General features: G+C 61.7%; 12 protein-coding genes. 5 read left to right on the top strand and 7 right to left on the bottom strand.

The window, feature by feature from the left end; all coding sequences use genetic code 11:
• Positions 1-17 precede the first annotated feature (17 nt).
• The 6 genes from ACD590_RS31080 to ACD590_RS31055 all read right to left on the bottom strand — a co-directional run bounded on the left by ACD590_RS31080 (position 18) and on the right by ACD590_RS31055 (position 5,524).
• A complete protein-coding gene (locus ACD590_RS31080) occupies positions 18-812 on the bottom strand; it encodes an SDR family NAD(P)-dependent oxidoreductase (RefSeq protein ID WP_020493446.1) in 795 nt (264 codons plus the stop codon).
• Between the two features lie 197 nt (positions 813-1,009).
• Positions 1,010-2,224, bottom strand: a complete 1,215-nt coding sequence (locus ACD590_RS31075) for an MFS transporter (RefSeq protein ID WP_018246430.1) — start codon at positions 2,222-2,224, stop codon at positions 1,010-1,012.
• Positions 2,225-2,356: 132 nt separating this feature from the next.
• Complete coding sequence (locus ACD590_RS31070) at positions 2,357-2,839, bottom strand: GNAT family N-acetyltransferase (protein WP_018246429.1); 483 nt, start codon at positions 2,837-2,839, stop codon at positions 2,357-2,359.
• 76 nt (positions 2,840-2,915) lie between these two features.
• Positions 2,916-4,121, bottom strand: a complete 1,206-nt coding sequence (gene pcaF / locus ACD590_RS31065) for a 3-oxoadipyl-CoA thiolase (protein ID WP_018246428.1) — start codon at positions 4,119-4,121, stop codon at positions 2,916-2,918.
• Positions 4,122-4,130: 9 nt separating this feature from the next.
• Positions 4,131-4,820, bottom strand: a complete 690-nt coding sequence (locus ACD590_RS31060; protein ID WP_018246427.1) for a 3-oxoacid CoA-transferase subunit B — start codon at positions 4,818-4,820, stop codon at positions 4,131-4,133.
• On the bottom strand, positions 4,817-5,524 hold the full coding sequence (locus ACD590_RS31055) for a 3-oxoacid CoA-transferase subunit A (protein ID WP_018246426.1): 708 nt from the start codon (positions 5,522-5,524) through the stop codon (positions 4,817-4,819). The genes ACD590_RS31060 and ACD590_RS31055 overlap by 4 nt, the downstream gene beginning before the upstream one ends.
• A gap of 156 nt (positions 5,525-5,680) precedes the next feature.
• Here ACD590_RS31055 and ACD590_RS31050 point away from each other — a divergent pair, with 156 nt between their 5' ends.
• On the top strand, positions 5,681-6,439 hold the full coding sequence (locus tag ACD590_RS31050) for an IclR family transcriptional regulator (protein ID WP_018246425.1): 759 nt from the start codon (positions 5,681-5,683) through the stop codon (positions 6,437-6,439).
• A 55-nt stretch (positions 6,440-6,494) separates the two neighbouring features.
• Here ACD590_RS31050 and ACD590_RS31045 read toward each other — a convergent pair whose 3' ends face one another.
• Complete coding sequence (locus ACD590_RS31045) at positions 6,495-8,039, bottom strand: acid phosphatase (RefSeq protein WP_018246424.1); 1,545 nt, start codon at positions 8,037-8,039, stop codon at positions 6,495-6,497.
• Between the two features lie 199 nt (positions 8,040-8,238).
• Here ACD590_RS31045 and ACD590_RS31040 point away from each other — a divergent pair, with 199 nt between their 5' ends.
• From ACD590_RS31040 to ACD590_RS31025, 4 genes are all read left to right on the top strand, one after another.
• Positions 8,239-9,528 carry a cytochrome-c peroxidase gene (locus ACD590_RS31040; RefSeq protein ID WP_439004144.1) on the top strand — a complete coding sequence of 430 codons (1,290 nt, stop codon included), beginning with the start codon at positions 8,239-8,241 and terminating at the stop codon, positions 9,526-9,528.
• Between the two features lie 134 nt (positions 9,529-9,662).
• Positions 9,663-10,589, top strand: coding sequence for an ArsR/SmtB family transcription factor (locus ACD590_RS31035; RefSeq protein WP_018246422.1), 927 nt, complete (start codon positions 9,663-9,665; stop codon positions 10,587-10,589).
• Between the two features lie 210 nt (positions 10,590-10,799).
• Entirely contained in the window at positions 10,800-12,308 is a 1,509-nt protein-coding gene (gene arfA, locus ACD590_RS31030) for an arabinosylfuranosidase ArfA (protein WP_018246421.1), read from the top strand.
• A gap of 191 nt (positions 12,309-12,499) precedes the next feature.
• Complete coding sequence (locus ACD590_RS31025) at positions 12,500-14,404, top strand: ABC transporter substrate-binding protein (protein WP_018246420.1); 1,905 nt, start codon at positions 12,500-12,502, stop codon at positions 14,402-14,404.
• Positions 14,405-14,436: the final 32 nt, after the last annotated feature.

Genomic DNA, 14,436 nt, shown 5'->3' with positions numbered 1-14,436 from the left:
TCTTGAGGAGGCGGAGATTAAGGCATCAACTGTCCGCCATTGACCTCGATAATCTGGCCGGTGATGTAACCCGACAGCGTCGGCGAGGCGAGGAAGAGATAGGCCCCGACGCAATCCTCCGATGTGCCGACGAAGCCCATCGGGATCGATTTGCGCTGCAGCTCCATCTGCTCGTCATTGGTATAACGCTCGTGGAAGGGTGTCGCGATAACGCCCGGCGCCACCGCGTTGACGCGGATCCTGTCGGCGACGAATTCCTTGGCATGGCCGCGGGTGATCGTCGAGACGAAGCCCTTGGACGCCGCATAAAGGATCGCACCATTGCCGCCGCCATTGCGCGCGGCGATCGAGGTGGTGTTGATGATGAAGCCGCCCTGCTTTTTCAGCCAGGGATGCGCCGCACGCGTTGCCGCCAGCACCGAGCGGGCGTTGAGGTCCATGACCGCGGCATAATGCGCGTCGGTATATTCCGAAGTCGGCTTGCGCCCGAGCATGCCGCCGGCATTGTTGATGAGCCCGTCGAGATGACCGAAGGTCTTCGCCGTCTCCTCGACGACACGCTCGGTCTCGCCTTCCCTCGACACGTCGCCCTGGATCAGATGCACCGTGCCGCCGGCAGCCCGGATCTCGCCTGCAAGCTTCTCCGCCGGTTCGCGGCTGGCATTGTAATGCACACCAACCTTGGCCCCCTGCGCGGCAAAGGCGCGGGCGAGTGCCGCACCGATCCCGGTCGAGGCGCCGGTGATCAGCACGGCCTTGCCGGACAGGTCCGGCAGCTTGATGGATGCGAGCGATTGCGCAAGTTCGACCATGGCGACGATAGCCTCCCGAAAAACCAAGGACATAGGTGATGAAACGAATAGGAGAAGTATCTAGGGGAAATCGACGAAGGGCAATGCACGAAAGAGCGAGATTGCATCGCCATAGAAGCGCTACGCGGTTTTCATGCAAGCGGCCATCGTCACCGACGGCCGCCTGAGATTGCGTGCGAGCACCGAAAGGGGTCTCGCTACGGAGCCACGCCAAAGGCCGGCTGTGGTTTTTGGCCGGCAAGAGGCGGGAATGCCAGCGCTATTGCCGCAGCCCCCAACCCGACCATTGCGGAGCCAATGAACAGCCAGGAATAATTGCCGAAAGTGTCGAATATCCAGCCGCCGATCAGAGGGCCGAAGGCCATGCCGAGGCTGGAGAGCATCGTTGCAGCACCGAAGACGGTGCCGATGATGCGCGGCCCGAAATATTCCCGCGCCAACACGGCATAGAGCGGCATCACACCGCCATAGGCGCTGCCGAAGACGATGGCGAGCGCATAGAATTCGCCGAGCTGGCTGACCAAGAGATAGGTGGCAAGTGCTGCCGCCTGCACCAGCAGCCCGGCGACCAGCACCGGCTTCACCCCGATCCTGTCGGCAAGGCTGCCATAGAGCAGCCGGCCGCCCAGTCCCGCCAGGCCCTCGACGCTGTAGATGCTGACGGCCGCCATAGGTGCTACGCCGCAGATCGTCGCATAGTTGACCATGTGGAAGATCGGCCCGGAATGCGCTGCGCAGCAGGCTGAGAAGGTCAGGCCAAGCACGATGAATTGCGGCGATCGAAATACTTTCGACAGCTGCGGCGGGGCGCCGTCGGCTGCGAACTCGGTTCCGGTATCGGCGGTCTCGGCAGGCGGGCGCCTGACGAGAAGCGCGGCCGGCACCAGCAGCACCCAGGCTGCGACGCCGATGATCAACATGGCCGGCCGCCATTCATAGGCTGAGATCAGCCAGCGCGCGAAGGGTGAGATCGTCATCGGCGCGACGCCCATGCCGGCGGAGACGAGTGACACCGCAAGCCCGCGGTTTTCGTCGAACCAGGCGGTCGTCGCCGCGATCATCGGCGCGAAAAACGTGCTGGCGGCCAATCCGACGAGGATACCGTAGGTCAGCTGGAACTGCAGCAGCGTCTCGGCGCGGCTCGCGAGGACCAGCGCCAGGCCGAGCAGCACCGACCCGATCAGCACGACGACGCGGGGGCCGAAGCGATCGCTTGCCGCACCCCAGAAGAATCCGCCGAAGCCCATGACGATGAAGTTCAGCGTCATCGCACTCGCTATGCCGACATGCGACCAGCCGGTCGCCGTTGCAATCGGCTCCTGGAAAATCGCCAGCGAGAACATCGAGCCGAGCGCAACGCATGTCATCAAAGCGCCCACAGCGACGATGACCCAACGATAGGAAACACTCATGGCTTCATAACCTCCATGCCGACAGAGTGATCGCGACGCATGCGGCAAGCCTGCCACATTTCGCGCCTGCAATCCAAAGACGTTTGAACCGCTGCGAATTCGACAGCGCACTCACATCTTTTTTCGTCGCACTTAGAGGGTACGAAACATCACCAATGCGTCGAGATAGCCCTGCGTAGGGTGAAGGAACACGCCAGGAAGCCGGCCGACAATATCGAAGCCGAGAGACTGCCACAGCGCGACGGCGCGTTCATTGCTGCTAACGACGAAATTGAACTGCATCGCCCGAAAGCCCCGCAAGCGGGCATGTTCCAGGGAATGCTCATGCATCAAGCGGGCGACGCCCCGGCCGCTCGCGGCAGCGTCGGTCATGTAGCCGCAGTTGCAGACATGCCGGCCGCCGCCTGCCTGATTGGCCTTGATGTAATAGGTGCCGAGGATCACGCCATTCTCTTCGGCGACGAAGGTCTCGCGGTCCGGTCCCATCCAGTAGGCGAGCGCATCGGCCTCAGTCAGATCGCGATCGAGCGCATAGGTTTCGCCGGCGCGGATGGTCGGACCGATGATCCTCCAGATGGCGCCTTGATCGTTCTTGTCTGCGGGTCGGATCAGCATGCCCGATCTCTAACGAAACCGGGCGCCGCGCGCAACGGGTCGGCAGCCTCCGGCAAAAGCTGGAAGCGTCCCGACCTCAAACTCTTTCAAGGGCGATCGCGATCCCCTGCCCGACGCCGATGCACATGGTCGACAGCGAATATTTTCCGCCGGTCTGCAGAAGCTCGAGCGCTGCCGTGCCGGTGATGCGTGCGCCCGACATGCCAAGAGGATGGCCGAGTGCGATCGCGCCGCCATTGCGGTTCACCCGCGCGTCATCATCGGCAATCCCGAGCGCGCGCAGCACCGCCAGTCCCTGGCTGGCGAAGGCCTCGTTGAGTTCGATCACATCGAACTGCTCCGCGGTCATGCCGAGCCGTGCCATCAGCTTGCGCGAGGCCGGGATCGGCCCGACACCCATCACCCTTGGCGGAACTGCGGCGGCCGCGCCGCCGAGGATGCGCGCAATCGGCGTCAGGCCGTATTTCCGTCCCGCCGCTTCGGAAGCGATGATTAGCGCCGCCGCCCCATCATTGACGCCGGAGGCATTGCCAGCCGTCACCGTGCCGCCCTCCTTTTTGAACGGCGTGGCGAGTTTCGCCAGCGTTTCGATCGTCGTCACGCGCGGATGCTCGTCCTTGTCGACGACAACAGAATCGCCCTTGCGCTGCGGGATGGTCACCGGGGTGATCTCCTTCGCCAACCGTCCGTTCGCCTGGGCGGCAGCCGCCTTCGCCTGGCTTCGCACCGCGAATGCATCCTGATCCTCGCGGCTGACATGATAGTCCGCGGCGACGTTCTCACCCGTCTCCGGCATCGAATCGACGCCATATTGCTTCTTCATCAGCGGGTTGACGAAGCGCCAGCCGATCGTGGTGTCGTGGATTTCGGCGGCCCGTGAAAAGGCCGTCTCGGCCTTCGGCATGACGAAGGGCGCGCGCGACATGCTCTCGACGCCGCCAGCAATCATCAGCTCGGCCTCGCCAGAGCGGATGGCGCGCGCCGCCGTGATCACCGCATCCATGCCGGAGCCGCAGAGCCGGTTGATCGTCGTGCCCGGAACCGCAATCGGCAGGCCGGCGAGCAACGCCGACATGCGCGCGACATTGCGGTTATCCTCGCCCGCCTGGTTGGCGCAGCCGAAGATGACGTCGTCGACGGCCTCCCAATCGACGGCACCGTTTCGTCCCATCAATGCCTTCAGCGGGATCGCACCGAGGTCGTCAGCGCGCACCTGGGACAGCGAGCCGGCGAAGCGGCCGATCGGCGTTCTGACATAGTCGCAGATAAAGGCTTCGGTCATGGCTTTTCCTCAGAGTTTGGGCACGACGAGGTCGCCGACCGGGCCCTCGACGTGCAGAGGCGCGCCGGTCATCGCCTGTAATTCCTCTTGCGACATCGCGGCCAGCTTCTCGCGCAGGACGAAGCGTCCCTTCACAATGTCGATGACGGCGTGGCTGGTATAGACGCGGGTGATGCAGGCGACGCCGGTCAGCGGGAAGGTGCATTTCCCCACCAGCTTCGGCTCGCCTGTTTTGGTGACGTGTTCGGTGATGACGCAGACCTGCTTGGCACCATGCACGAGGTCCATGGCGCCGCCGACGGCCGGCACGCCTTTGCTGCCGACCCGCCAGTTGGCGAGGTCGCCGCTCTGGGCGACCTGATAGGCGCCGAGGATCGCAACGTCGAGATGGCCGCCGCGCACCATGGCGAAGCTATCGGCGTGATGGAAGAAGGCGGCACCCGGCTTCAGCGTCACCGCCTTCTTGCCGGCGTTGATCAGGTCCCAGTCTTCCTCGCCTGCCGCCGGCGGCTCGCCGAAATTCAGGATGCCGTTTTCGGTGTGGAAGATCGCCTGACGGCCGGGCGGCTGATAGCGGGCGACCATTTCGGGAAAGCCGATGCCGAGGTTCACATAGGCGCCATCGGCGATATCCTGCGCGGCGCGCCAGGCGATCTGCGCATTGGAAAGTTTGATGTCTTCACGAGTGTCGATGGTCATACGTAGGCCACTCCGGCTCGAATGAGCTCTTCTTCCTGCTGGGGACTGGGGACGGCGACAACGCGGTCGACGAAGATGCCTGGTGTCACCACATGCTCGGGATCGATGCCGCCGGCCGGAACGATGGATGAGACCTGGACGATGGTCTTCGCCGCGGCCATGCACATCAGCGGATTGAAGTTGCGGCCGGCCTTGTTGTAGGTGAGGTTGCCCTGGATATCGCCGATCTCGGCCTTCACGATCGCGAAGTCGGCCTTCAGCCAGCGCTCCTGCACGTAATGGCGGCCATCGAATTCGGCGATGACCTTACCGTTGGCCAGTTCGGTGCCGTAGGCCGTCGGCGTATAAAAGGCCGGGATGCCGGCTCCGCCGGCGCGGATGCGCTCGGCAAGCGTTCCCTGCGGCACCAGCTCGAGCTCGATTTCGCCGGCCAGATATTTATCGGTGAAGGCGCGCGGATCCGACGACCGCGGGAATGAACAGATCATCTTCCGCACCATGCCGGCATCGATCATCGCCGCGATACCGATGCGCCCGTTGCCGGCATTGTTGTTGATCACGGTGAGTCCCTTGGAACCCTTGTCGATCAAGGCATGGATAAGCTCGATCGGCGCGCCCGAGCCACCAAAACCACCGATCATGACGGTCGCGCCATCACCGATCTCTGAGACGGCTTCCGCCGTGCTCCCGACTGTCTTGTCCATGCGGGATCTCTCCTTGGCTATGCGATCGGGAACTCTCCATCCCGTCCTCTGGCGTAGACATAAAGGGCGGCGGGCCAAGCGGCAATGTATTTGTGCGCTATTTGACATTTGTTCATATATCGCACAAAGTAAATGAATCCATTGGAGACTGGACCCATGCGCGAAACGGATTTCGTCAGCGGCTTTGCCCGCGGCCTGAAGGTCATCGAAGCGTTCGGTGAAACGCGGCAGCGGCTTTCCATTGCCGAGGCCGCCAAGCTGACGGAGCTTGACCGCGCCACCGTGCGTCGCTCGCTGCTCACGCTCGCCGAACTCGGTTATGCCGATTATGACGGCAAGTTCTTCACGCTGACGCCGAAGATCCTGCGCCTTGGCCATGCCTATCTCTCAGCGACGCCGCTGCCGGCGCTGCTGCAGCCACATCTCGATCTTCTCTCGGAAAAGGCCGGCCAGAGCGCCTCGGCTTCGGTGCTCGACGGCACCGACATCGTCTATATCGCCCGCGCCTCGCAGCGCCGCGTCATGTCGATCAATCTCACCCCCGGCAGCCGCCTGCCCGCCTACTGCGCCTCGATGGGGCGCGTGCTGCTCGCAGCCCTTACCGAGAGCGAGGCCCGCGCGATCCTGGCCCGCAGCGAGCTGAAACAAAACACTGCAAATACCAGAACCGATCCGGATGAACTGATCGCCGAATTCCGCCGTGTCCGCACCGAGGGTTATGCCATTATCGATCAGGAGCTGGAGATCGGCCTCTGCTCCATTGCCGTGCCCATCGACAACGATCGTGGCGAAACGGTCGCGGCGATCAATATCGGCGCGCCGGCCGCCCTCGTCCCGGCGGCGGAGATGAAGGAGCGCTATCTGCCGCTGCTGAAGGAAACGCAGGCGGCATTGCGGCCGCTGCTGCGGCGGTGACGGTAAGCCTGAAGGGAAAGCGACCCCGGCCAGCGCCGGGGCGGCTCATAATCGGTCAATGCGTCAGGTCGAGCGCGGCAGTCAGGTCGCCCATCGGCGGCCGGTCGTTGTTGCGCAGCGCCTTGTCGCGGGCGACGATGCCGCGCAGCACCGGCAGATCGTAGCGCGCGGTGATGAAGCGGATGATCGACGTCGTGTCGTACTGCGTATGATCGACCATGCCGCCCTTGGCGAAGGGCGAGATGATGAAGGCCGGAATGCGGTTGCCCGGGCCCCAGCGATCGGCCTTCGGCGGCGCGACGTGATCCCAGAAGCCGCCATTCTCGTCATAGGTGACGATGACGAGCATATGGCCCCATTGCGGGCTCTTCTCCAGGTGGGAGACGACATCGGCAAGATGCTGGTCACCGCTCGAAACATCGGCATAACCGCCATGTTCGTTGAGGTTGCCCTGCGGCTTGTAGAAGGAAACCGCCGGCAGCTTGCCGTCGTCGATATCCCTAAGGAAGGCTTCACCGCCTAGGCCACCATCCCTCAGATGATCCGCACGCGCCTGGGTGCCGGGCGCGAAATTGGCGAAATAGTTGAACGGCTGGTGATGGAACTGGAAGTTCGGCACCGGGGTGGCATTCTTGCCGTCCAGGGCTGCCCGCCAGGCGCCGCTATACCAGGCCCAGCTGACGCCCTTCAGCGACAACAGGTCGCCGATGGTGATTTCGTGCTGCGGCGGCAGCGTCGTTGCGGCCGCCGGATCGGCATAGGCCGCGTCACCATCCTTGGCCGGCGGATTGGCGCTCGGCTGGTAGGGCGGCTGCATGGTGTTGACGGCGTAGAAGTCAGGCGTCAGCGTGCCGTCGGAAACGAATTTCGGTGCGCCGTCCAGCGCCGACTTCGGGGCGTTCTCCGCCACGGTCAGCGAAGTGCCATCCGCATCCACCTTGGCGATGGTGGGCTTGGCCGGGCTCTTGTCGGCGTTGGGATAATAGGGCGTGCAGGCGCAGACCAGCGCGAAATGGTTGAGGAACGAACCGCCGAAGGCGCCCTGGAAGAAATTGTCGGCAATGACGTATTTCTTGGCGACCTGCCACATCGGCAGGATGGAGCCGTCGTAATGGCCCATGACCAGGCTGCCGGAATCGGCCCAGGCGACGAACTTGTCGTTCTTGCCGCCGTCGATCTGCATCTGCTCCTGGTAGAAGCGATGCCAGAGGTCGCGGGTGATGACCGAAGGCGCCTCTGCGAAGCCCTGCGGATCGTCGATCGCGAAGGAGGCGTTGGCGAGATGGGCCGACTGCGCCTCGGTGACGGCAGGCGAGACACCCTTGGCGGTGAGGCCGCCCCAGGCCGGCGGCAGTTCGGACAGCGGCTGGCCGTCGCGGTCGAGCTGGCGTGCGCGATCGGCAGTCGCGTTCGAGAGCCCATCGGCGCCGGGAAAGCTGCCGTAGAGATTATCGAAGCTACGGTTTTCGGCATAGATGACGACGACATTGTCGATCTTGTCGTAACCGGCCGGCGCCGCATGGGTTGCCGTCGCCACCGCAAACGGCACGATGGCCGATCCGGCGAGACAGATCGAATGGAGGAGTTTCAGTCTTTTCACGGTGGTACCTCATGGCTAGGGGGGCGTTGGCTAGAGGGAGCGGAGAACGCTCGGGGGCCCTTCGACGCTATTCCGGCCATCTATCAACTTTGTGACATCAGGGGTTGCCGTGATGCCGCAGGAGGATCGCCGTCATCAATTTGTTGCAGCGAGGTTCGATCATGGCGGAAACCAGTGCTAACTTATTGGAATCATTACCATGACGACGAGGATGATCTGGCTTGTGCGCTCCGGCCTGGCCGTCGGCATGGGTGCCGTGGCGCTTGGTCTTGCCATTCTTCCCCTGCGGCAAAGCAGCGCGGCGACCGCTGCAGGCGTTCATCCCGGACCGATGTCGCGCACTGACGCCTTCGCCCGGGCCGAAACGCTCACCGCACTTGGCCGCAAGATATTCTCAGATCCCTCACTGTCAGCCTCGGGGCTCCAGGCCTGCGCGTCCTGCCATGATCCGGCTCATGCCTTCGGCCCGGCATCGGCGACGCCAATCGAAATGGGCGGCGAACATCTGGACCAGCCGGGGTTGCGCGCCGTTCCGACGCTGCGTTACCTGCAATCGGTGCCTGCTTTCACCGAGCATTATTACGATTCCGAGGACGAGGGAGACGAAAGCGTCGACAACGGCCCGACGGGCGGCCTGACCTGGGACGGCCGGGTCGATCACGGCGCCGATCAGGCGAAGATCCCGCTGCTTTCGCCCTTCGAGATGGGCAACAGGGATGCGGCCGAGGTAGTGGCGAAGCTGCAGAAGGCCGCCTATGCCGACGATATCAAGGCGACATTCGGCGAGACGGTGTTCGACAATCCTCAGGATGCCTTCGACGCCGCGGCCGAGGCGCTCGCCACCTTCGAACAGAGCGCCCCGGATTTCTATCCCTATTCCAGCCGCTACGATGCCTTTCTCGCCGGCAAGGCGACGCTGACAGCGCAGGAGCTGCGCGGGCGGCAGTTGTTCGAGGACCCGGCCAAGGGCAACTGTTCGAGCTGTCACTTAAGCGAACCCGCCAGTGACGGCGAGCCGCCGCAATTTTCCGATTTCGGCTTCCTCGGGCTCGCCGCACCCCGCAACATGGCGGTCCCGGCCAACAACGATCCCAACTATCACGATCTCGGCCTTTGCGGCCCTCTGCGCACCGACTTTGCCGGGCGCAGCGAATATTGCGGTCTGTTCCGCACCCCGACGCTGCGCAATGTCGCGCTGAAGCAGAGCTTCTTCCACAACGGCTATTTCCACTCGCTGCGCGACGTCGTCTCCTTCTATGCGACGCGCGACAACGATCCCGGCCGTTGGTATCCGAACAATTCAGATGGCACGGTTCGGAAATATGACGACCTGCCGCAGGCCTATTGGGATAACCTCAACCAGGATCCGCCCTTCGGCAGGAAGCCGGGCGACGCGCCTGCCCTCACCGATCCCGAAATCGACGACATCGTCGCTTTCCTCAAAACTCTGACCGATGCCGATCTGCAGCCCGAGGCGACCGGGCATTAGGACGCCTTGAATTTCAAGAAATGCCCAGGACCAATGACGTCTTTCTCAATAATAACAATCAAACCCGTCGAAGCATTCCCACTTGATGTATCATGATTTCAGATATACATCATTTCATCGGAAATAGTGGGGGAATGATGGAACGCTCGTTTTTGACCATTGCCGCCGGCGAGAATAATGATGCGATACGCGCGCTTTCGGCGCCGGCGCGGCTGGAGATGCTCAAGCTGCTCTGCGCCAAGGGACCAATGAATATCAACGATATCGCGCGTGCCCTTTCTCTTCCTCAATCGACTGTCGCCACCGGGATCCAGATTTTGGAAGACGCCCGGCTGGTCGATTCCCAGCTGACGAAGGCCCGGAAGGGAAACCAGAAGATCTGCTCGGCGATCTACAGCGAAATTCTGATCAGCTTCGAGGAAAGTGCAGCCCAAAGGGCCAATAATATCATCGAAGTCGAGATGCCTGTGGGGCTCTACACCAGTTGCGACGTCCATGCGCCGTGCGGTCTTTGCTCCACCGAGAGCGTCATCGGCCCCCTCGATGTCCCCGACTATTTCCTCGATCCGCAGCGCATGCAGGCTGGGCTCGTCTGGTTCGGCCGGGGATATGTGGAATATAAATTCCCCAACAACGCCAAGGTGTTGAACAAGGATATCCGCGCCATAGAGTTCTCGCTGGAGCTGTCGTCCGAGGTGCCGGGCACCAATGCGGACTGGCCTTCGGATATAACGCTCTGGGTCAATGGAATGGCGATCGGAACCTGGACGTCCCCTGGCGATTACGGCGACAAGCGCGGCGCCTTCACGCCGGCATGGTGGAAGCTCGAGGGCTCGCAATATGGGATGATGAAGACCTGGCGGATCTCCACGCGCGGCACCTTCATCGACGGTATGGCCGCCTCGAATGTCACGCTCAGCGATCTCGCGCTTGCCCAGCATTCCTCCATCCGGCTCCGGGTCGGCATCGCAGAAAATGCCGGCCATACTGGCGGCGTCAATATTTTCGGTCGCGGCTTCGGAAATCACGGCCGCGATATCATCATGCGGCTACACGTCTGAAAAATCAAAATCGGAAATCTTGATTTAAATATCACGATTCTTTCCAGTTGCGACGACCGATAAAGTCAGCCAAATAACTGTAAATAGACACTTTTTTCTGAAATCCCTATTAGTATGATTAAAGTCGCAACTTGGTTGACAGAACAACATTCCTGATATCAAGTTAGAGGCAAGAAAACAAAATATCTGATATATAAACGGGAGGATCCGTTGAAGACGAACGTTGTGGTTCACCGCGATTTCCGCATCGCGACCATTGACTCCAGGCTCTACAGTTCATTTCTCGAGCATCTTGGCAGGGCGATCTACGGGGGCATTTATGAGCCCGGACACCCGACGGCCGATGAGGATGGATTCCGGCAGGATGTCCTCGATCTGGTGCGTGATCTTGACACGCCATACTGCCGCTATCCCGGCGGTAATTTCGTCTCGGCCTATAATTGGGAAGACGGCGTCGGGCCCCGTGCGGAGCGCCCGGTTCGCCTCGACCTTGCCTGGCGCACCCGCGAAGCCAACCAGATCGGCGTGAATGAATTCGTCGACTGGTGCAAGAAGGCGAACACCAAGCCGATGCTCGCCGTCAATCTCGGATCACGCGGCCTGGATGCAGCCCGCAATTTCCTCGAATATTGCAATCATCCGGGCGGCACCTACTGGTCGGATCTGCGCCGCAAGCACGGCTGGTCCAATCCGCACGATGTCAAATTGTGGTGCCTCGGCAACGAGATGGATGGTCCCTGGCAGGTCGGTCACAAGTCCGCCTACGAATATGGCCGGCTGGCGGATGAGACGGCGAAGGCCATGCGCGGCTTCGACAAGTCGCTCGAACTCGTGGTCTGCGGCTCGTCCAATTCCGATATGAAGACCTATCCGGAATGGGAGGCCCAGGTCCTCGAGCAGTGCTATGACAGCGCCGACCATATCTCGCTGCATATGTATTTTGCCAACCGCGAGAAAAATACGCTTAACTATCTCGCCCGCGCGACGAAGCTCGATCGCTACATCACCACGATCGGCGGCGTGATCGACTACATCAAGGCGAAAAAACGCTCGAAGAAGACGATCGGCATTTCCTTCGACGAATGGAATGTCTGGTATCATTCCAACCAGCAGGACAAGGAGATCCTGGCGCGCGACGAATGGCCGGATGCGCCGCATCTCTTGGAAGACATCTACAATTTCGAAGACGTGCTGCAGGTCGGCGGCATCTTGAACACCTTCATCCGTCGCTCCGACCGCGTACGCATCGCCTGCATCGCGCAGCTCGTCAACGTCATCGCCCCGATCATGACCGAGGACGGCGGCGCCGCCTGGCGCCAGACCATCTATTACCCCTTCTATTACGCCTCCAGATATGGCCGCGGCTCGGCACTGCAGCTGGTCGTCGATGGTCCGACCTATGACAGCGACGAGGAGAACGACGTTCCCTATCTCGACGTATCGGCAGTCCATTCCGAGGACGGCAAGACCCTGACCTTCTTTGCCGTCAATCGTCATCCGAGCGCGGCGCTCGATCTCGATGTGCGGCTGGAAGGTTTCACAAATGCCCGCGTGGTCGAGCAGGTGGAAATGACCCACGGTGATCTGGAAGCCGTCAACACGGCTGCGCGGCCGCAAACGGTCGCTCCGGTCAATGTCGAGAGTGGAAAGATTGAGGATGGACGGTTGCGGGCGGCGCTGAAGCCGCTGTCCTACAACGTCATCCGGCTGTCAGTGTGACAGCCGCCGCCGGGTAAGCCACGATTGGCCACCGGCTGAGATTTCGGCTCGCTGCGAGGAGGCAGGGAGCCGGAGGGATGGTTCGCCGAAGCTCTGGACCTTGAGTCCTGAGGCCTCTGCGAACCGACAACCGCGACGTGCCCATGCGTGCCTTTGCGGCCGCCGGATCGTCGCTTTCTAGGGAGGAGTTCATGCAACAGTGGAAGAGGCTCGCATTTGGCGTCGCGCTGGCCGCACTCGGCCTGACAGCGACGGCCAAGGCCGATGACTACACCTCCTTGCCGCGCAAGGAGACGCTCATCGTCGAAAATCCGGAAGGGACGATCAAAAATCCCGGCTGGTTCAACATCTGGGTCAATGGCGGCGGCGGCGTATCGACCGGCCTGCAGCAGCTGACCATGGATACGCTCTGGTATATCGATCCCGAACAAGGGCTTGGCGGCGCGACCTGGGACAATTCGCTGGCTGCCGACAAGCCGCAATATAATGCCGACTTCACCGAGATGACCGTGAAACTGCGCAAGGGGCTCTTCTGGAGCGACGGCGTGGAGTTCACGGCAGACGACGTGGTCTACACCGTCAAGACGCAGATGGATCACCCCGGCATGGTCTGGAGTGCTGCCTTCTCGGTGCAGGTGGCAAGCGTCGAGGCGACCGACCCCTCGACTGTCGTGTTCAAGCTGAAGAAGCCCAATTCGCGCTTCCACGCCATTTTCACCGTTCGCTGGAACGGCGCCTGGATCATGCCCAAGCATGTCTTCGAAAAAGTCGAAGATCCGCTTCGTTATGACTTCGCCAATCCCGTCTCGCTCGGCGCATACAAGCTCAAGTCGTTTGATCCCCAGGGCAAATGGTATACCTGGGAGAAGCGTGACGACTGGCAACGGACCTCGCTTGCCCGCTTCGGCGAGCCGGCCCCGAAATACGTGACCTATACCGATCCCGGCCCGCCGGATAAGCGGACGATCGCCCAGCTCGAGCACAATCTCGATATCATCCACGACAATACGCCAGAGGGCATGTTCACCCTCAAGGAGAAATCCAAGTCGATCGAAACCTGGTTCCCGGGCTTCCCCTTCGCCCATCCGGATCCGACACTTCCGGCTGTCATTTTCAACACGCAGGATCCGCCATTTGACAACGCTGATGTACGCTGGGCGCTTGCCCTGCTGATCGACATCAAGGCGGTCGACATGGCGAGCTATCGCGGGGCAGCGACGCTTTCGGCGCTCGGCGTGCCGCCGACGGCGGCCACGATGAAGGACTATCAGGCGCCGATGCAGGATTGGCTGAAGAATTTCGAGATCGATACCGGCAAGAGCAAGATCAAGCCTTATGACCCGACGGTCGGGCAACAGATCGCCGATATTCTGCGCAAGCAGCCGAAGTTCAAGGACCAGATCCCGACCGACCCGCAGGCAATCAGCGGTGCCTTCGGCTATGGCTGGTGGAAACCGGATCCGAAGGCTGCCGGCGAACTGCTGGAGAAGGCAGGCTTCAAGAAATCCGGCGGCAAATGGCTGACCCCTGATGGACAGCCCTTCAAGATCCGGATGACGGTGGAAGGCGACACACGCTCGGTCTTCACCCGCGCCGGAACGCTGATCGCACAGCAATGGGCCGCATTCGGCATCGACGCCAAAGCCGTGCCGGCCGCGAAACTTTGGCAGGTGGCACTCCAGCCCGGCGATTTCCAGGTGGCGATTGCCTGGAGCGTCGAGACCTGGGGCGGCGATCCTGACCTGTCGTTCTTCCTCGACAGCTGGCACTCGCAGTTCGTGGCCAAGAAGGGTGACAATCAGCCGCCGCGCAACTGGCAGCGCTGGAGCAATCCGGAGCTCGACAAGATCATCGAAAGCATCCGCGGCATCAGCGCCGACGATCCGAAGGGCGTCGAACTCGGCAAGGATTATCTGAAGCTGGTCGCCCGCGAAATGCCGACGATCCCGCTGATGTCGTATAACGTCTTTACCTCGATGGATACGACCTATTGGACCGGCTATCCGACGATATCAGACCCCTATACCGACCCAGTGCCGAATTGGGCAAACTCCAGGCTGATGATGGTCAAACTCAAGCCGGCACAACCGAAATAATCCTCCCAACGCCGGCGCGAGTGTTGCGCGCC

The sequence above is a fragment of the Rhizobium sp. 862_C5_N1_2 genome (assembly GCF_051811205.1).
In the GTDB taxonomy this organism is placed as follows: Bacteria; Pseudomonadota; Alphaproteobacteria; order Rhizobiales; family Rhizobiaceae; genus Rhizobium; species Rhizobium leguminosarum.
The sequence above is the reverse complement of the archived record's forward strand: the minus strand, read 5'-3'. Positions and strand labels throughout refer to the sequence as shown.